Here is an 18,059-nt window from a genome sequence, read left to right as displayed (position 1 = left end):
GTCAATCAAGGAAGTAACATGTCAATTGGTACCGTTAAGTGGTTCAACGACGCTAAAGGCTTTGGCTTTATTACCCCGGATGAGGGTGGTGAAGACCTGTTTGCCCATTTCTCCGCCATCAATATGCAAGGCTTCAAGACTCTGAAAGAGGGTCAACGTGTAAGCTTTGACATCGTTAGCGGCCCGAAAGGCAAGCAAGCGTCGAACATCCAGGCTGCCTGATCAGGCAGAGGATGCGCCAGGATTGCCAGGTACGCTGATCTAACCGGTCAACGTCCCGACAGCTTCAAACAAAACCCCGCCAACCGGCGGGTTTTGTTTTTTGATCAAATGGTATTGCTGGCATAGCGCGTGCTGGCAGGGGTGCGCAGCAACTGCCCCCATAGTGCCAGCAAGGTGATGGCACCAATCATCGCCAGGCACAGCCAAGGCAGCGCCGGCAGCTGCCATTGGCGAGACATGTCCAGCAGCCACCCTCCTCCAACATAGCCCACTGCCCCACCCAAAGCCAGCCCGAGTCGGCTGCAGCCCAGATAGCTGGCTCGAGCCTGTGCCTTGGCCAGCCCGGCGATATAGGTTTCCCGTGCCGGCTCCATGATGATGGACCCCAGAAAAAACACGGCCAGAATGACAAAGGCTGCCAGCGGATGTTGCACGCTGCTCATGATGGCCAGACTAAGGCTCATCAGTCCCAGGCCGATCAGCATGCGCTGTTCGCGGCGCAGATAGCGTTCTCCCCAGCGTGCCAGCGGATAAAGCAGGCTGAGTGACAAGCAGGTTTCCAGCATATACATCCAGCCTACGGCCTGATAATTGCCGGTCAGCTGTTTGATGGTCACCGGGACCAGCAGCATGACTTGTACCGCGAGCATGTAATAGCCGCTCAAGGTCAGTACAAAGCGCATATAGCTGCGATCGTGCAAGACGATACGCATGGAGTGCCAGGGGGACGTCTTGCCCGTAGCGACCCGGTACGGCGGTAGCAGCAGGGCGTTGACCACGGCGGCCAGCACGAACATGCCGGTTCCTGCCAGGCCAACCCAGCGGAAGTCGAATTGCAGCAGCCAGGAGCCCAGCAGGGCCGCAGCCACCGCACCAGCGCTGTCCTGCATCATCAGGATGGCATAAAAATGTGGCCGCTCTCTGGGACGTACCAGTTTGGCCACCAGCGCCGTGCGCGGTGGATCGAACAGGGTCCCACCCAGCCCGGAGAGCAGGCAGGAGACAAACAGCAGCCACGGAGCATGCGCCAGTGCCATGCAGGCAAAGCCGGCGGCGCGCATCAGCATGCCGCAGACAATCAAGGGCTTGGCACCGTAGCGGTCGGCCAGCGAGCCACCAAACAGGCCCAGCCCCTGCTGCATGAACTGGCGCAGTGCCAGTGCCAGGCCGACGATCGTGGCGCTCCAGCCTAACTGGTCAACAAAATGCAGGCTGATCAGCGGGAAAACCATGAAGAAACCGAATATCACCAGCAGGTTGTCCAGCAGGATAAATGCCTTGCCCAGTTTGCGTGCCCGTTGTGCCGAAGCCATGTGTTCTCCTCATCCGTACAGCATTTTAGGGAGGCGGCCTGCTATTATGTAAGTCGACTTCTACTAATATTTCATATGCAATCTTTTTATGTCTGTCGCTTTGTCTGATCTGGAGTTATTGCTGGATGTGGCTGAGCTGGGCAGTTTCAGCCAGGCAGCAGCCAAGCGTGGCTGGTCGCAGCCACAGGTCAGCCAGCGTATCAGCCTGCTGGAGCAGCAGTGGGATGTCCGCCTGTTTACCCGGCATCGGCGTGGTGCGGTGGCCACCAATGCCTGCCAGGCTTTCCTTGTTGCTGCACGCCAGTCGGTTGCGGCCTACCGGCAAGGGCTGGAAACCATGCAGGGCACACCGAGCGTGCCGCGTATCCGGCTATCCTGCCTGCCATCGCTGACCTCACCGGTTTTCGGACCTTTGCTGATGAAGCTGGCGGATGCGCCGATGGAGATACGCTGCGGTACCGACCACTCGCAGCAGATCATGCAAGACCTGCTGACCGGGCAGGTGGAGGTGGGCTTTGTACTGAAATGTCCGGCGATGGCCGGCATTCAGATGGAGCTGCTGTGGCGTTCGCCGATTGTCGCGGTTGTGGCTGCCCATCACCCGCTGGCGGACTGCCGCACGCCCTTGGCGCTGGCTGATATTGCCCGCCATCGCATTGCCCCGCAGTTCTGGGGGGATGAGTGCGAGAGCCTGATCCAGCAAATCCGCATGGTGCGGCAGCTGCCCAGCCCGATTCATGCGGTACAGCCGGCATCGGCGGCGCGTGAGCTGGTATTGCGCCATCGTTTTGTCTCTTTCATGCCGGAACTGTCGATCAAGGCTGATCTGCAGGACGGCACCCTGGTCAGGCTGTGTCTGCCGGAGCTGCCCGCGTGGCATTGGGAGGTGATGATGGCCTGGCGTGCAGGCAAGCGGGTGGATGCGGCAAAAACGCTGGTTCTGGACGCGGCGCGCGCCCTGGTGGATGGCTGAAACACGCAAGGCCCGCGATGAGCGGGCCTGGTGGCGGGCTAAACCTGTCGATGGCTTACATGCGGGCGATCATGGCGTCGCCAAAGCCGGAGCAGGAGACCTCGGTGGCACCTTCCATCAGCCGGGCGAAGTCGTAAGTAACCTGTTTGTCGGCAATGGCGGCTTCCATGGATTTGATCACCAAGTCGGCGGCGGCGGTCCAGCCTAGGTGGCGCAGCATCATTTCGGCCGACAGGATGAGCGAGCCAGGGTTGACCTTGTCCAGACCGGCGTATTTGGGCGCCGTGCCGTGGGTGGCCTCGAAGCAGGCGTACTTGTCCGAGATATTGGCGCCCGGTGCGATGCCGATGCCGCCGACCTGCGCGGCCAGTGCATCGGAGATGTAGTCGCCGTTGAGATTGGTAGTGGCGATTACGTCGTATTCTGCCGGGCGCAGCAGGATTTGCTGCAGGAAGGCATCGGCAATGGCGTCCTTGACGATGATCTCGCGGCCGGTCTGGGGATTGTTGAACTTGCACCACGGGCCGCCGGCGATCAGTTCGGCTCCGAATTCGCGGCGAGCCAGCGCATAGGCGGTATCACGGAAGTTGCCTTCGGTGAACTTCATGATATTGCCCTTGTGGACGATGGTCAGGCTGCTGCGGTCATTGTCTATGGTGTATTTGAGGGCCGCGCGCACCAGGCGCTCCGTTCCCTCGACCGAGATCGGCTTGATGCCGATGCCGGAGCTGTCCGGGAAGCGGATTTTCTTCACGCCCATTTCGTTTTGCAGGAAGGCGATCACTTTCTTGACGGCATCGGAGCCGGCTTGCCATTCGATGCCGGCATAGATGTCTTCGGTGTTCTCGCGGAAGATCACCATATTGACCAGCTCGGGTTGCTTGAGCGGTGAGGGCACGCCCTGGAAGTACTGCACCGGGCGTACGCACTGGTAGAGGTCAAGCTCCTGGCGCAGGGCTACATTGAGCGAGCGGATGCCACCACCTACCGGGGTGGTCATCGGGCCCTTGATCGACACCGCGTATTCTTTCAGCGCGTCGAAGGTTTCTTTGGGCAGCCATTCATCCGGCCCATACAGGCGAGTCGATTTCTCGCCGGCATACACTTCCATCCAGTGGATTTTCTTGGCTCCGCCATAGGCTTTTGCCACCGCAGCATCGATCACCTTGATCATGACCGGGGTGATGTCGATGCCGATACCATCGCCTTCGATGAAGGGAATGATGGGGTGGTCGGGGATGGCTTGCCCCGGGATGATTTTCTGTCCTGCTGCGGGAACCTTGATATGGGATTCACTCATTGTTGTTCTCTCCTGGTAACTGGGTAACGGGCTGCGACTGACCGCAGTGTTTCTCCACTCACTCAGCCTAGACTGTGGCGGGGCTGTTGCAGAGGATTATTCAGACAAATTTTTTGGAAAATCGTTGGCGGGGGAGGGGCGGATAAAAAAAGCGCCAGGACGGATCCTGGCGCTTGGTGGTTTGCTGCCGGCCGGCATGGGCCGGGCAAGGCTTAGGCCTGTACGGCTTGCAGTGCGCTATTGAAAGTGGCGCTCGGGCACATCACGGCCTGGCACTTGGCAGTATCCGGCAGGTAGTAGCCGCCGATGTCGGCCGGCTGGCCCTGTACGGCTTTCAGCTCGTCGATGATTTGCTGCTCGCTGCCTGCCAGCTGCTTGGCCAGCGGGGCGAACTGGGCTTGCAGTTCGGCATCTTCGGTTTGCTCGGCCAGTGCTTCGGCCCAGTAGCTGGCCAGGTAGAACTGGCTGCCACGGTTGTCCAGCTCACCGGTGCGGCGCGACGGCGACTTGTCGTTGTCCAGCAGCTTGCCGGTGGCGGCGTCCAGCGTCTTGGCCAGGATCTTGGCCTTGTTGTTGCCGGTCTTGATGCCCAGTTCTTCCAGCGATACCGCCAGCGCCAGGAATTCACCCAGCGAGTCCCAGCGCAGGTGGTTTTCTTCCAGCAGCTGTTGTACATGCTTCGGTGCCGAACCGCCGGCACCGGTTTCGTACATGCCGCCACCGGCCATCAGCGGCACGATGGACAGCATCTTGGCCGAGGTGCCCAGTTCCATGATGGGGAACAGGTCGGTCAGGTAGTCGCGCAGGATGTTGCCGGTCACCGAGATGGTGTCCAGGCCACGGGCGACACGTTCCAGGGTGAAGCGCATGGCGCGGACCTGGGACATGATGTGGATTTCCAGGTCGCTGGTGTCGTAGTCCTGCAGATAGGTTTCCACTTTCTTGATCAGCTCGTTTTCGTGCGGGCGGTACGGGTCGAGCCAGAACACTGCCGGCATGCCGGAGTTGCGGGCGCGGGTAACGGCCAGCTTCACCCAGTCGCAGATCGGGGCATCCTTCACCTGGCACATGCGCCAGATGTCGCCAGCTTCCACGTTCTGGCTCAGCAGGATTTCGCCGGTCGCCAGGTCGACGATGTTGGCTACGCCGTCTTCGGCGATTTCGAAGGTCTTGTCGTGCGAACCGTACTCTTCGGCCTTCTGCGCCATCAGGCCAACGTTAGGCACGGTGCCCATGGTGCGCGGGTCGAAGTTGCCGTGCCATTTGCAGAAGTTGATCATCTCCTGATAAATGCGGGCAAAGGTGGATTCCGGCATCACGGCCTTGCAGTCAGCCGGCTTGCCATCGGCACCCCACATCTTGCCACCGCCACGGATCATGGCCGGCATGGAGGCATCGACAATCACGTCGTTGGGCGAGTGGAAGTTGGTAATGCCCTTGGCGGAGTCCACCATGGCCAGACGCGGACGGTGTTCCTGGCAGGCGTGCAGGTCGCGGATGATTTCTTCGCGCTTGGTGGCCGGCAGGGTCTCGATCTTTTCGTAGAGGTTGGCCATGCCGTTGTTGACGTTGACGCCCAGCTCTTCGAACAGCTTGCCGTGTTTTTCGAAAGCATCCTTGTAGTAGATCTTGACGCAGTGGCCAAACACGATGGGGTGGGACACCTTCATCATGGTGGCTTTCACGTGCAGCGAGAACAGGATGCCGGATTCGCGGCAGTCTTCCATTTCCTGTTCGTAGAAGTCGCACAGCGCCTTCTTGCTCATGAACATGGAATCGATGATTTCGCCAGCCTGCAGGGCCAGCTTGGGCTTGAGGGCGATGGTCTTGCCACTGTTGGTGGTCAGCTCCATCTTCACGTCACGCGCCTTGTCCAGCGTCATGGACTTTTCGCCATGGTAGAAGTCGCCATGGTGCATGTGGGAAACATGGGTTTGCGACCATTGCTTCCATTCGCCCATGGAGTGCGGGTGCTTCTTGGCGTAGTTTTTCACGGCCAGCGGGGCGCGGCGGTCGGAGTTGCCTTCGCGCAGTACCGGGTTGACAGCCGAGCCCAGACACTTGGCGTAGCGGGTCTTGAGGGCATGGTCGGCGTCGCTGCTGGGCAGTTCCGGGTAGTCGGGCAGGGCATAGCCCTTGGATTGCAGTTCCTTGATGCAGGAGATCAGCTGCGAAACCGAAGCACTGATGTTCGGCAACTTGATAATGTTGGTGTCCGGGTCCTGGGTCAGCTTGCCCAGGGTACTCAGCGTATCCGGTACTTTTTGTTCTTCAGTCAGGTATTCGGGGAATTCGGCCAGTACGCGGGCAGCAACCGAGATATCTGCCGTTTCGATGTTGATGCCGGCAGCGCCGGTAAAGGTACGAACGACCGGCAGGAAGGCGCTGGTGGCCAGCGCCGGTGCTTCGTCGGTCAGGGTGTAGATGATGGTCGGCTGCTTTGTGGGCATACTCTATCTCCAATGATTATTTTGACGTCAGAACAACTACGCAAGGCGGCTTTCGCATACTGGGGGATGTTCCGCTAGGCGCGTGGAAAGGCACTGCATCAGGCGGGCGTTTTGCCGGACTGCGCCAGGCAGCCTGTGCGTGGCAGCGTGGCCCCTGGACTTGCGGGTGACTTTTCGGAAGTGAATTATACCCCTCAAATCTGCGCACTGTTTGTAAGTATCCGAACTTTGCCATTTCGACAAGATAAACAACTGTTCGAATGTGAATTTTCCGCACGGGTGCTGTGAGCTGCACTCCACAGCATAGCCACTGCAACAGACAGCGATGCGAATAGTTTGTTGCAGTGGCCTGCCCGACTTGTTCTGGCATGACCGCAGTACACAGTCCTTGCTATCATCCGGCGCATCACTCGTTCTACGGTTTGCCAGAAAATGTCCCAGCTCATCCTGTTCAACAAGCCTTATGGTGTTATCTGCCAGTTTTCCCAGCACGAGCGGCATCCCACGCTGAAAGACCATATCGCGCTTCCCGGTGTCTACCCGGCTGGCCGGCTGGATACCGATAGCGAAGGTTTGCTGCTGCTGACCGGCGAAGGCGCCTTGCAGCACCGTATCAGCGACCCGCGCTGGAAACTGCCCAAGACCTATTGGGTGCAAGTGGAGGGACAGGTGAGCGAGGCACAGCTGGAGGCATTGCGCGCGGGGGTTGATCTGGGCGATTTTGTCACCCGGCCGGCACAGGCGCGGCAGATCGAGCCGCCGGCGCTGTGGGAACGCAAGCCGCCGGTACGTTTTCGCAAGACGGTGCCGGACTGCTGGCTGGAAATCATCATCAGTGAAGGCAAGAATCGCCAGGTGCGCCGCATGACGGCCAAGGTGGGGCTGCCCACGTTGCGCCTGGTGCGGGCGGCGATTGGCCCCTGGCAGCTGGATGGGCTGCAACCGGGGGAGCTGCGCAGCATCAGTGTGAATCTTGAAGATTTGCCGGCGCTGTCGCATGCTGAACGTCTGGGGCAGGGCAGCGCTGCCCCCGCCCGCAAGAGCACAGCCGCAGGCAGCAAGGCGGGGCCGCAGCCCTCATTCCGCTTTGCCCGCAGAAACAAGCCATGACTGCCTGTCGTTTGCCGTGATGGGTGGCGTGGCAACACCGAGGCCAGAGCATGCAGATTCCCGAGTATTACAATCCGGTAGCGCGTGATATCGCTCAGGCTCTGATCGATGGTTTTGACAAGCACTACCGCCTGTTTCGCGACTGCAACCGCCAGGCCAAGGCCTTGTTCGAGCGCGGCGACTGGCAGGGTGTGCAGCAGGCCATTCGTGATCGCATCCAGTTTTACGATGAGCGGGTGGTGGAAACAGTCGCGCGCCTGCACGGGGAGTTTCATGCCGATCTGCTGGACGATGAAATATGGCAGCAGGCCAAGCTGTATTTCATCGGCCTGCTGACCAATCACAAGCAGCCGGAACTGGCGGAGACCTTTTTCAACTCGGTGTTCACCCGCATGCTGCACCGGGATTATTTCAACAACGATTTCATCTTCATCCGCCCGGCCATTTCCACTGAATATATCGAGTCCGACCCGCCGTCCTATCGCAGTTACTATCCGGCCAGCAGCAGCTTGCGCCGGGTGATGCGGCAGATCATTGCCGACATGGGCTGGAACCGCCCCTTTGTCCGTCTGCGCCGCGATCTGGCGCTGGTCTTGCAGTATGCCAATGACTTCTTTGCCGGAGCCTGGCCACATGCCGAGGCCAATCTGCAGATACAGGTGTTGTCCTCACCCTTTTATCGCAACAAGACCGCCTATATTTTTGGCAAGGTGATCAATGGCGGGCTGAGCTATCCCTTTGCCATCCCGATATTGCACGACGCGGGCGGCGGCCTGTATCTGGATACCGTATTGCTGGAGCCATGGCGTATCGGCGTGCTGTTTTCCTTCAGCCGCGCCTACTTTCTGGTGGATATGGAAGTCCCCTCCGGCTATGTGCAGTTTCTGCGCGGCATGCTGCCGGGCAAGACCAAGGCCGAGCTTTACACCATGCTGGGTTTGCAGAAGCAGGGCAAGAACACCTTCTACCGCGATTTCATGCAGCATCTGCAGCATTCCAATGACCAGTTCATCATTGCCCCCGGTATCCGCGGGCTGGTGATGCTGGTGTTCACGCTGCCGTCCTATCCCTATGTGTTCAAGCTGATCAAGGACGTGTTTGGCGGCCCCAAGGAAATAGACCGCGACACGGTGAAGCAGAAATACCGGCTGGTGAAGCGGCACGACCGGGTAGGGCGCATGTCGGACACGCTGGAGTTCTCCAATGTCGCCTTTCCACGCCAGCGCTTTACCGCCGAACTGCTCGAAGAGCTGCGCAGCCTGGCGCCGTCGATGATGGAGGAGGGGGAGGACAGCATTATCATCCGCCACCTGTATATCGAGCGGCGCATGAAGCCGCTGAACATCTATCTGATGAACTGCGATGAGCAGGAAAAAGAGCGGGTGATCCGTGATTACGGCCTGGCCATCAAGGAGCTGGCTGCCGCCAATATCTTCCCCGGAGACATGTTGTTCAAGAACTTCGGTGTCACCCGTTACGGCCGGGTAATCTTCTATGACTACGATGAAATCGAATACCTGACCGATTGCCATTTTCGCCAGATACCGGAAGCGCCCAACCCGGAAATGGAGATGTCCGGCGAGGTCTGGTACCCGGTGGCGCGCAACGATGTCTTCCCCGAGGAGTTCGCCACCTTTCTGCTGGGCGACCCGCTGGTGCGCAAGACCTTTCTGCATTATCACCGCGACTTGCTGACGCCGGCATTCTGGCAGCAACGCCAGCAGCGCATCCGCGATGGTTATATGGAGGATTTCTATCCCTACCCGGAAGAAATGCGCTTTGTCCACGCGCTGGCACGGCGGCAGGCGCGACCTCCCCGGCGGGCTGCCGGGCAAAACTGAGAAAGGGAAGCCGATGCTTCCCTTTCTCATGTGTGTGGCCGGGCTCAATGAGGGTGTGAGGCGGTGGCCGGCTGAGGGTAGTCCTCGAAGTAGGCCAGCGGGCCGGCCGAAGTCAGACCGAGGCAGAAGCGGCGCTGTGCGGCGGCGGGACGCTCTGTGCTACAGGCCTGCAACAGTTCGAACAGGCTGCTTAGCTCCAGGAACAGTTCGCCCAGGTAATGGCTGTTTTTCAGCCACAGGCGAATTTGTCGAGCCTGCGGATGTGGGCTGAGTAGCTGCACTTGTCCGTGCGAGTCACTGCCCAGGCAGATGGCGGGCGGGATGTGTATGCCGCGGGTGAGTAGTTCGAGGCGGGCTTGCCGTCCCAGGCTGCCCAGCAGGGTTTTGGCTTGCAGGCGCAAATTGTCGCTCAGGGTGGGGGCCGGCAGGGCCTGTGCAGGCTGGAGGGGGGATTCGGTCAGCGGCATGTTCTTGCTCCAAAGGTGTGAGATACCTTGATGGTAGAAGGGCAGGCCGGATGGAGAGTCTGATGATTACTAGCGAATTTTCTCTTTGATGCGCTGTAAATTCTGTGGCCGGCTAGGGCCGGTGTGGAGCTGAAAAGCAGCCAGGGGAGACGGATGTCTCCCCTGAACGGCTAAGGCGGAAAGCCAAAACTATTGCTGGTAAGGACTGCACGAATGGTCCTCGAAGTACGCAATGGGACCGGCACTGGTCAGGCCAATATGAAAGCAGGATGTCTCGGGGAAGATTTCACCTGCGGCTTCAGCGGCACGTACAAGTTCGAACAGCACTTCTACTTCTTTGAACTGACTGGACAGCTTGGCGTTGTCAGTCAGCCAGCTAAGGATTTCATCGGATTGGGGATGGTTGTTTTCCAGGGTAAGGCTGCACGCCGGGCAACTTACCAGACTGATGGCTGGTGGCATGCTGATCTGACGTTCCACCAGTTGTTCTTCCGCCAGGCTGGCAAATCTGGCCAGTTGCTTGCTGGCGCGCTCGCGGATGGCTTGAAGGGTGATGCTGCCATCATCTCCAGTGTGTCCAAACAGGCGAACAAACCCCGGGTTGCTGGCAGTGCTCTGCGACGACATAGTGCTTACTCCTGTTCTCTGCGTGTCATGATTTTTTCATCATAGATGATGCTTGTCATTTTGCTGTATCAATTCAGCACTTTTTTCACTTGATAGAGAAAGTCGAGTGCCTGGCGCGGGGTCAGCTCGTCCGGGTTGATGTCTTGCAGCATGTCCAGCGCCGGATTCGGCTCGCTTTCCACGGTGTCTGCCAGGGCCGGTGGTGCGCTGAACAGGTCGGGCTGGACCCGGGCTGCCGACTGGTTTTCCAGCTCGACCAGATAGCGTCTGGCCTCGCGGATGACCTTGGGCGGCACCCCGGCCAACTGGGCCACCGCCAGGCCGTAACTCTGGCTGGCCGGGCCTTCGTCCACATGATGCATGAAGACGATGCGGTCTTTGTGCTCGACGGCAGACAGGTGCACATTGGCGACGGCCGGGTATTGATCAGCCAGGGTGGTGAGCTCGAAATAGTGGGTGGCGAACAGGGTGTAGGCGCGGCTTTTCTCGATCAGTGCCTTGGCGATGGCCCAGGCCAGGGCCAGGCCGTCGAAGGTGGAAGTACCCCGGCCGACTTCATCCATCAGCACCAGCGACTGCGCGCTGGCATTGTTTAAGATATTCGCCGTTTCGGTCATCTCCACCATGAAGGTGGAGCGGCCGCCAGCCAGGTCATCCGAGGCGCCGATGCGGGTGAAGATGCGGTCGATCTGGCCGATGATGGCGCGCTCTGCCGGCACGAAGCTGCCGATGTGGGCCAGCAGGGTGATCAGCGCGTTCTGGCGCATATAGGTGGATTTACCACCCATGTTCGGGCCGGTGATCAGCAACAGCTTGCGCTCGTCGCTGAGGCGGGTGTCGTTGGCGATGAAGCGTTCCACTTCGGCTTCCACCACAGGGTGACGTCCCGCGATGATTTCCAGTCGGGTGTCGCTGACAAATTGCGGCTCGACATAGTTATTGCTGCTGGCGCGCTCGGCAAAGGCGGCCAGCACGTCCAGCCCGGCAACGGCCTGGGCGATCAGCTTGAGGTCGGGAATATGCGGTGCCAGCTGGTCCAGCAATTGTTCGTACAGCTGTTTTTCCAGTGCCAGCGAGCGGTCCTGTGCCGACAGGGCCTTGTCTTCGAATTCTTTCAGTTCCGGCGTGATGTAGCGTTCGGCATTTTTCAGGGTCTGGCGGCGGCGGTAGTCGTCCGGCACCTTGTCGCCTTGTGCTCGCGAGACTTCGATATAGAAGCCGTGCACGCGGTTGAATTCCACCTTGAGGGTGGTGATGCCGGTGCGTTCCTTTTCGCGGGCTTCCAGTGCCAGCAGGAAATCGCCGCAGTCGGTCTGGATGGCACGCAGTTCGTCCAGATCCGCATTCAGGCCATGATTGATGACCCCGCCATCGCGCAGAAAGGTGGCCGGTTCTGGCAGGATGCTGGTTGCCAGCAGGCTTTCCACCGGCGAATTATCCGGCAGCAGCCGCGCCAGTTCGCCCAGTAGCGGGGCATCCAGGCTGCTAGCCAGCTGCTTGGCACCCACCAGGGCCTTGAGCGAATCGCGCAGCGCCGCCAGATCGCGCGGGCGGGCGCTGCGCAGGGCGATGCGGGCGGTGATGCGTTCGATGTCGGCTACTTCGCGCAGCTGGCCGTGCACATCCTGATGCAGCGGCAGCAGGGCGCGCACCGATTCCAACCGCCGTTGCAGCTTGGCATGCTGGCGGATGGGGTGGTGCAGCCAGTGACGCAGCAGACGGCTACCCATGCTGGTGGCGCAGGTGTCGAGCAAGGAGGCCAGCGTGGGCGAGGGTTCGCCGCGTATGGTTTCGGTGAGTTCCAGATTGCGGCGGGTGGCGGCATCCATGCGGATCAGCTCGCCGGCATCTTCCACCGCCAACTGGGAAATATGTGCCGGATTCACGCTCTGGGTGGATTTGACGTATTCCAGCAGCGCACCGGCTGCACCCACCGCCACTGGCAGGGTGTCCGCGCCGAAACCGGCCAGATCGTGCGTGCCAAAGTGGCGGGTCAGCGCCAGTTGGGCGGATTCGGTGTCGAACTGCCAGGGCGGCAGCTTTTTGCGTGGGCAATTGACCTGCTCGAAGATATTGAGGCCGCTGTCGTCCGGCAGCACCAGCTCGGCTGGTTTCAACCGTTCCAGTTCGCTGGCGAATTCTTCCACGCTGGTTTGCATGATCTTGAATTCACCACTGGCCATCGACAGCCAGGCCAGGCCCAGCGTGCCCTTGTACATGTTTACCGCCAGCACCAGATTGTCGCGCTTGTCGTCCAGCAGGGCAGCGTCGGTGAGGGTGCCGGGGGTGACGATGCGTACCACCTTGCGTTCCACCGGACCCTTGGCCAGCGCCGGGTCGCCGATCTGCTCGGCAATGGCTACCGACTCGCCCATTTTCACCAGCCGCGCCAGGTAGCCTTCGGCCGCATGGTAAGGCACTCCGGCCATCTTGATCGGGTTGCCGCCGCTGGCCCCGCGTGTGGTCAGCGTGATGTCCAGCAGGCGCGCCGCCTTTTCTGCATCCTCGTAGAACAGCTCGTAAAAATCGCCCATGCGGTAGAACAGCAGCTTGTCGGCATGCTGACTTTTCAGGGAAAAATACTGGACCATCATCGGAGTGTGCTGGGGCGTGCTCATGGGCGTGGTGCTCTTGTCGGTATCGGGTGCAGATGACAACGCCCCGCGATGGCGGGGCGCTGACATGAAAGGGCGATTTTACCGTAGCAGGGGCCGGGTGTCAGGCGGCAGTCGTCGGCAGTGGTGCTGGTAGTGTGCTGTTGCTGCTTTGGTCTGTGCTGATTGGCAAGTCTTTTAATCAAGCAAACTGTGCATTGACGCGTATCAAGTGGCGAAAGTATGATCTTTATCAAAGTTTCAGAAATTACTGAAAATTAAGGAAGCCATGAATGCCACCCCTTTAGTCCAGTCCTTTGTCTCGCATTTCGGCGAGATGGGCAGCCGCTGGGGCATCAATCGCACCGTCGGTCAGATTTATGCCCTGTTGTTTGTTTCCGAAAAGCCGCTCAATGCCGACGAGATCGCCGAGCGCCTGAGTTTTTCCCGTTCCAATGTCAGCATGGGTCTGAAAGAGTTGGAGTCGTGGCGGCTGGTGAAGCTGCAGCACTATCCGGGTGACCGGCGCGAATACTTCTCCACGCCGGATGATGTGTGGGCCATCTTCAAAACCCTGGCCGAGGAGCGCAAGAAGCGCGAAGTGGAACCCACCCTCACCATGTTGCGCGGGGCAATGATGGAGACTGCCGGCAGCGAGGCCGACCGCCATGCCCAGGCGCGCATGGGCGAGATGTACCAGTTGATCGAGCTGGTCACCACCTGGTTTTCCGACATCCAGCACATGGATGTGGAAACCCTGCAGCGGCTGATGAAACTGGGCTCGCAGGTACAGAAAGTGCTGCAGTTTACCCAGTCGCTGAGCAAGCTGACCAGCCGCGACACGGAGCGGGAGTAATCATGGAACTGGATGCCCTGGCGCTGGCGCGTAGCCAGTTTGCCGCCAATATCAGCTTTCACATTCTGTTTCCCAGCATCAATATCGCGCTGGCCTGGGTGTTGTTGTTCTTCAAGCTGCGCTATCTGCGCACGGGGCGTCAGGCGTGGATGGATGCCTACGGCTTCTGGGTGAAGATCTTCGCGCTGTCCTTCGCGCTGGGCGTGGTCAGCGGCGTCACCATGAGCTTTCAGTTCGGCACCAACTGGCCGGGCTATATGCAGACGGTGGGCAATATCGCCGGCCCGCTGCTGGCTTATGAAATCCTGACCGCGTTTTTCCTGGAGGCGGGCTTTCTCGGCATCATGCTGTTTGGCCGGCCACGGGTGTCGGAACGGGTGCATACCTTTGCCACGCTGCTGGTGGCGTTTGGTAACAGCCTGTCGGCCTTCTGGATCATCGCGCTCAATTCCTGGATGCAAACCCCGGCCGGTTTCGTGATGAAGGATGGCCGCGCTCATGTGACCGACTGGCTGCAGGTGATCTTCAATCCGTCCATGCCTTACCGGCTGAGCCACATGCTGCTGGCCTCCGGCCTGACCGTGGCCTTTCTGGTGGCCGGGCTGTCGGCGTATCGCCAACTGAAGGCCGACCGCAGCGCGGGTAATGCTGTGGCACTGAAGACCGGTGTCTGGCTGGCGGCGCTATTGATTCCGCTGCAAATCCTGGCGGGGGACGCGCACGGCCTGAATACCATGGAGCACCAGCCGGCCAAGCTGGCTGCCATCGAAGGGGTGTGGCATACCGAGCGCGGCGCGCCCTTGCTGCTGTTTGCCCTGCCCAATGCCGCAACGCAGAGCAATGACTACGCGCTGGGTATTCCGCGTTTGGCCAGCCTGATCATCAAGCATGATCCGGACGGCGAAATCCGCGGGCTGAACGAATTTGCCCAGCACCCGCCGGTGGCCAAGGTGTTCTGGAGTTTTCGCGTGATGGTGGGCGTGGGTGGGCTGATGCTGCTGACTGCCTGGTTTAGCGCCTGGCAGCTGCGGCGGAACAAGGCCACGGCGCAGCTGGACCGGCGCCTGCTATGCTGGCTGGTGGGCATGACCTTTGCCGGCTGGGTGGCCACGCTGGCAGGCTGGTATGTCACCGAGATTGGCCGCCAGCCCTGGTTGGTGACCGGTGTGCTGACCACGGCGCAGGCGGCGGGGCAGGCCACTACCGGCATGGTGGCCGGCTCGCTGCTGACTTATCTCGCACTGTATGCCGGCCTGCTGCTGGCTTATGTCTCGGTGCTGTTCCATCTGGCAAAGAAAGCGGCCGGCCATGTGGCGGTGACGCTGAAGGAGGTGCAGGCATGAACGCTGCGTACTGGCTGCCGGTGATCTTCGCCGGACTGATGGGCTTGGCCATGCTGGTTTATGTGGTGCTGGATGGCTTTGACCTGGGCGTGGGGCTGCTGCTGCCGCTGGCGGACGATGCCGGCAAGGACCGTATGGTGGCTAGCATCGGACCGTTCTGGGATGCCAACGAAACCTGGCTGGTGCTGGGAGCGGGCCTGTTGCTGGTGGCCTTCCCCATGGCGCATGGCGTGGTGTTTGGTGCGCTGTATGTGCCGGTACTGCTGATGCTGGTGGGCTTGATCCTGCGTGGGGTGGCTTTCGACTTTCGCGTCAAGGCGCGTGACCCGCACCGCCCATGGTGGAATGCCATCTTTGCCTTGGGCTCGCTGCTGGCGGCGCTGGCGCAGGGGGTAATGCTGGGGCGTTACCTGACCGGTTTTGCCGAGGGCGTGCTGCCCTGGCTGTTTGCCTTGCTGGTGGGTGCCGGGCTGACCGCGGCCTACGCCTTGCTGGGGGCATGCTGGCTGATCATGAAAACCGATGGCCGCTTGCAGGCTCAGGCCATAGGCTGGGCGCGCCATAGTGTGGCGGGCGCTGCCCTGGCGGTGTTGCTGGTGTCGGGGGTGACGCCGCTGGTGAATCCGGCGATTGCCGCCAAATGGTTTGCCCTGCCGCAGTTATTCCTGCTGCTGCCCTTGCCGCTGGGAACCGTCGCCTTGTTTGCCCTGCAGCTGATCATCCTGCCACGGCTGGCGCGCCGCCAGGCTGTTGGCAATGATCGCTACTGCTGGCTGCCCTTTGCGGCCACGGTGGGCATTGTGCTGCTGGCGTTCTGGGGGCTGGCCTATAGTGTGTTTCCGCAGGTGGTGATCGGGCGCATGGATATCTGGCAGGCCGCCAGCGATCCGGAGGCCTTGTGGATCATCCTGTGGGGTGCCTTGCTGGTGCTGCCTTGCATCATCGCTTATACCGCCTTTGCCTACCGGGTGTTCTGGGGCAAGGCTGATAGCCTGAGCTACCAGTAAGCGCCTGTATGGGCACCGACTCATGTGTTAAGACCCGACTTGCCGTGCAGGTCGGATTTTGTCATGCATGCGTCACATCGGCGACGGATAATGCGCGCTTTTTGCCGCTTTAATGCAAGATGGCGCATGCTGCGGTGGTGTGATCTGCTGCCTGCCGTGTTTATGTCAGGCCATATCGGCGCGGGCCAACGCTGCCTGTCCAACTATTACAAGCGTCTTGATGGAGAGAATCGATGTCCCAGCTGCAGCTGCCAAGCCCCTGGCCTTATCCTGCCGTGGTGGCACACCGGGGAGGTGGGGCCATGGCCCCGGAAAATACCCTGGCCGGTTTTCGTGCTGGCATTGCCTATGGCTACCGTGCTGCCGAATGCGATGTGAAGCTGTCGGCGGACAATGTCTGCTTCCTGTTGCATGACGATACGGTCGACCGCACCAGCAATGGTCATGGCCTGGCTGCCGAGCTGGACATGGCCAGCCTGGCGCAGCTTGATGCCGGTGCATGGAAAGGTGCGGCTTTTGCCGGAGAGGCACTGCCCACGTTCGCCAATGTGGCAGCGTATTGTCAGGCGCAGGGCATGTTGCTGAACGTGGAAATCAAACCCTGCCCCGGGCGCGAGGAAGAAACCGGCCGGCTGGTTGCGCAGGAGGCCGCACGCTTGTGGGCTGGTGCAGCGGTGCCGCCGCTATTGTCATCGTTCAGCGCTGATGCCTTGCGCGCTGCGCAGCATGCGGTACCGGCTCTGCCACGCGCCTGGCTGGTGGAGGAGGTGCCGGCCAACTGGCAGGCCATGTTGCAGGAGATGGACTGCATCGCCCTGCATTGCGATCACAGCACCCTGACACGGGAGCAGGCCATCGCCATCAAGGCTGCCGGTTACCAGTTGCTGTGCTACACGGTGAACGAGGTGGCCCGTGCGCGTGAAATCATGGCCTGGGGCGTGGACAGCGTCTGTACCGACCGGCTGGACCTGCTGGCGGCCACCAAGTGAAGCCCGCTGGCTGATCAGAAATTCATCATCTGCTGCGCTTCGTCGCGGCTGAAATACTTGCGGAATATCTTCAGCATGCTGCCATCGCGGCGCATGCTGTTGATGATTTCGCGCCAGCGTTCCTGTTGTTCCGGCGAAATGGTCTTGCGCGACATGATCAGCCCGTGCGGGGTGGGCTGGTCGTTGGTTTCCATGATGCGCACCAGCTTGCTCACCTGGTATTTGTCCAGATCAGAATAATCAAACGGCTCGATGATGATGGCCTGCGTGCGTCCCTGCCGCAGGTTCTGGTACAGGGCATCGTAGTCGTAGCTGCCGATCAGCCGCCCCTCATGATCGAGCGAGTCTACCAGCTGGTTGATGGTGTCACTGTAGCGAAAGCTGAGAATCCCCCCCAGTTTGAGGTCGTTGCGGGTTTGAAAATCGGCCAGATTCTGCACGGCGGCATCCTTGCGCACGATCAGGCTGTATTTGTCGGCGAAATACCAGGCAAAAGCTGCAAACTTTTCTCGTTCATCGTTGGTGATGCCGGACAGGCTGAAGTCCAGGTTGCCGGTTTCCAGCAGTTTCCAGATGCGTGAGCGTGGCAGCAGGCTGATCTCCACGTGGCAGCCGCTGCGGCGTATCAGTTCGTCGGCCACGTCCTTGTCGATGCCGCTGCGGCTGCTGGCGTTATACAGCAAGCCGTGCTCGTGCAGTGCCAGGGTGTAACTGCGGCTGCAATCCGGGCCTGCGGCCTGCACCAGTGGCGGCAGGCAGAGCAGGAGGCCAAGGGCCATGCGCAGGAAATGAGAGGACATGCAGGGCTCCGCGAGCTGATTCAACTGTCAGGATAGCAGATGGACAATGATGCCTGTCATCTTGCCAAGGCCGCATGCCGCTTTGTCCGCCTGCGGGTTGGCCTGGGAAAGTCGATTGCTGCTTATTATTTGCGTCAATATAATTAGCTGACTAATTATTTGATGGA

15 protein-coding genes are annotated in these 18,059 nt (G+C 60.2%); 8 read left to right on the top strand and 7 right to left on the bottom strand.

Going from position 1 to position 18,059, the window contains the following annotated elements:
* Positions 1 to 18 precede the first annotated feature (18 nt).
* Positions 19 to 222 (top strand): cold-shock protein, encoded by a 204-nt coding sequence (locus FAZ30_RS02095; protein WP_045846595.1) that lies wholly within the window; start codon positions 19 to 21, stop codon positions 220 to 222.
* Between the two features lie 104 nt (positions 223 to 326).
* Here the strand turns inward: FAZ30_RS02095 and mdtH are convergent, their stop codons facing one another.
* Positions 327 to 1,535: a multidrug efflux MFS transporter MdtH gene (mdtH, locus tag FAZ30_RS02090; RefSeq protein WP_124642385.1), complete on the bottom strand. Its 1,209-nt coding sequence runs from the start codon at positions 1,533 to 1,535 to the stop codon at positions 327 to 329.
* Between the two features lie 88 nt (positions 1,536 to 1,623).
* On the opposite strand from mdtH, the gene FAZ30_RS02085 reads away from it, so the two are divergent.
* Positions 1,624 to 2,508 carry a LysR family transcriptional regulator gene (locus tag FAZ30_RS02085; protein WP_124642387.1) on the top strand — a complete coding sequence of 295 codons (885 nt, stop codon included), beginning with the start codon at positions 1,624 to 1,626 and terminating at the stop codon, positions 2,506 to 2,508.
* 55 nt (positions 2,509 to 2,563) lie between these two features.
* Here the strand turns inward: FAZ30_RS02085 and icd are convergent, their stop codons facing one another.
* Both icd and FAZ30_RS02075 read right to left on the bottom strand, forming a co-directional pair.
* Positions 2,564 to 3,808, bottom strand: a complete 1,245-nt coding sequence (icd, locus tag FAZ30_RS02080) for an NADP-dependent isocitrate dehydrogenase (protein ID WP_124642388.1) — start codon at positions 3,806 to 3,808, stop codon at positions 2,564 to 2,566.
* A 212-nt stretch (positions 3,809 to 4,020) separates the two neighbouring features.
* Entirely contained in the window at positions 4,021 to 6,258 is a 2,238-nt protein-coding gene (locus FAZ30_RS02075) for an NADP-dependent isocitrate dehydrogenase (protein ID WP_137008559.1), read from the bottom strand.
* Between the two features lie 432 nt (positions 6,259 to 6,690).
* Between FAZ30_RS02075 and FAZ30_RS02070 the strand changes: the two genes are divergently transcribed.
* Complete coding sequence (locus FAZ30_RS02070; protein WP_137008557.1) at positions 6,691 to 7,368, top strand: pseudouridine synthase; 678 nt, start codon at positions 6,691 to 6,693, stop codon at positions 7,366 to 7,368.
* 50 nt (positions 7,369 to 7,418) lie between these two features.
* A complete protein-coding gene (aceK, locus tag FAZ30_RS02065) occupies positions 7,419 to 9,209 on the top strand; it encodes a bifunctional isocitrate dehydrogenase kinase/phosphatase (protein ID WP_137008555.1) in 1,791 nt (596 codons plus the stop codon).
* Positions 9,210 to 9,253: 44 nt separating this feature from the next.
* On the opposite strand, the gene FAZ30_RS02060 is transcribed toward aceK, so the two are convergent.
* The 3 genes from FAZ30_RS02060 to mutS form a co-directional block, all read right to left on the bottom strand.
* Positions 9,254 to 9,676: a hypothetical protein gene (locus tag FAZ30_RS02060; protein WP_124642396.1), complete on the bottom strand. Its 423-nt coding sequence runs from the start codon at positions 9,674 to 9,676 to the stop codon at positions 9,254 to 9,256.
* A gap of 189 nt (positions 9,677 to 9,865) precedes the next feature.
* Entirely contained in the window at positions 9,866 to 10,303 is a 438-nt protein-coding gene (locus FAZ30_RS02055) for a hypothetical protein (protein ID WP_124642398.1), read from the bottom strand.
* Positions 10,304 to 10,371: 68 nt separating this feature from the next.
* Complete coding sequence (mutS, locus tag FAZ30_RS02050) at positions 10,372 to 12,921, bottom strand: DNA mismatch repair protein MutS (RefSeq protein WP_233578354.1); 2,550 nt, start codon at positions 12,919 to 12,921, stop codon at positions 10,372 to 10,374.
* Positions 12,922 to 13,186: 265 nt separating this feature from the next.
* On the opposite strand from mutS, the gene FAZ30_RS02045 reads away from it, so the two are divergent.
* The 4 genes from FAZ30_RS02045 to ugpQ all read left to right on the top strand — a co-directional run bounded on the left by FAZ30_RS02045 (position 13,187) and on the right by ugpQ (position 17,092).
* Positions 13,187 to 13,753: a GbsR/MarR family transcriptional regulator gene (locus FAZ30_RS02045; RefSeq protein ID WP_124642402.1), complete on the top strand. Its 567-nt coding sequence runs from the start codon at positions 13,187 to 13,189 to the stop codon at positions 13,751 to 13,753.
* A gap of 2 nt (positions 13,754 to 13,755) precedes the next feature.
* Positions 13,756 to 15,096, top strand: coding sequence for a cytochrome ubiquinol oxidase subunit I (locus tag FAZ30_RS02040; protein ID WP_124642404.1), 1,341 nt, complete (start codon positions 13,756 to 13,758; stop codon positions 15,094 to 15,096).
* Positions 15,093 to 16,103 carry a cytochrome d ubiquinol oxidase subunit II gene (locus FAZ30_RS02035; RefSeq protein WP_124642406.1) on the top strand — a complete coding sequence of 337 codons (1,011 nt, stop codon included), beginning with the start codon at positions 15,093 to 15,095 and terminating at the stop codon, positions 16,101 to 16,103. Before FAZ30_RS02040 ends, FAZ30_RS02035 begins: the two co-directional genes overlap by 4 nt.
* 233 nt (positions 16,104 to 16,336) lie before the next feature.
* The gene (ugpQ, locus tag FAZ30_RS02030) at positions 16,337 to 17,092 is read left to right on the top strand and encodes a glycerophosphodiester phosphodiesterase (RefSeq protein ID WP_199730967.1); all 756 of its coding nucleotides are present in this window, start codon (positions 16,337 to 16,339) and stop codon (positions 17,090 to 17,092) included.
* Between the two features lie 14 nt (positions 17,093 to 17,106).
* On the opposite strand, the gene FAZ30_RS02025 is transcribed toward ugpQ, so the two are convergent.
* A complete protein-coding gene (locus tag FAZ30_RS02025) occupies positions 17,107 to 17,892 on the bottom strand; it encodes a substrate-binding periplasmic protein (RefSeq protein WP_199730968.1) in 786 nt (261 codons plus the stop codon).
* Positions 17,893 to 18,059: the final 167 nt, after the last annotated feature.

The organism is Aquitalea aquatilis (assembly GCF_005155025.1).
GTDB classification, from domain to species: Bacteria; Pseudomonadota; Gammaproteobacteria; order Burkholderiales; family Chromobacteriaceae; genus Aquitalea; species Aquitalea aquatilis.
Note: the sequence above shows the minus strand (reverse complement) of the source record. Positions and strands in the feature narration are given on the sequence as shown.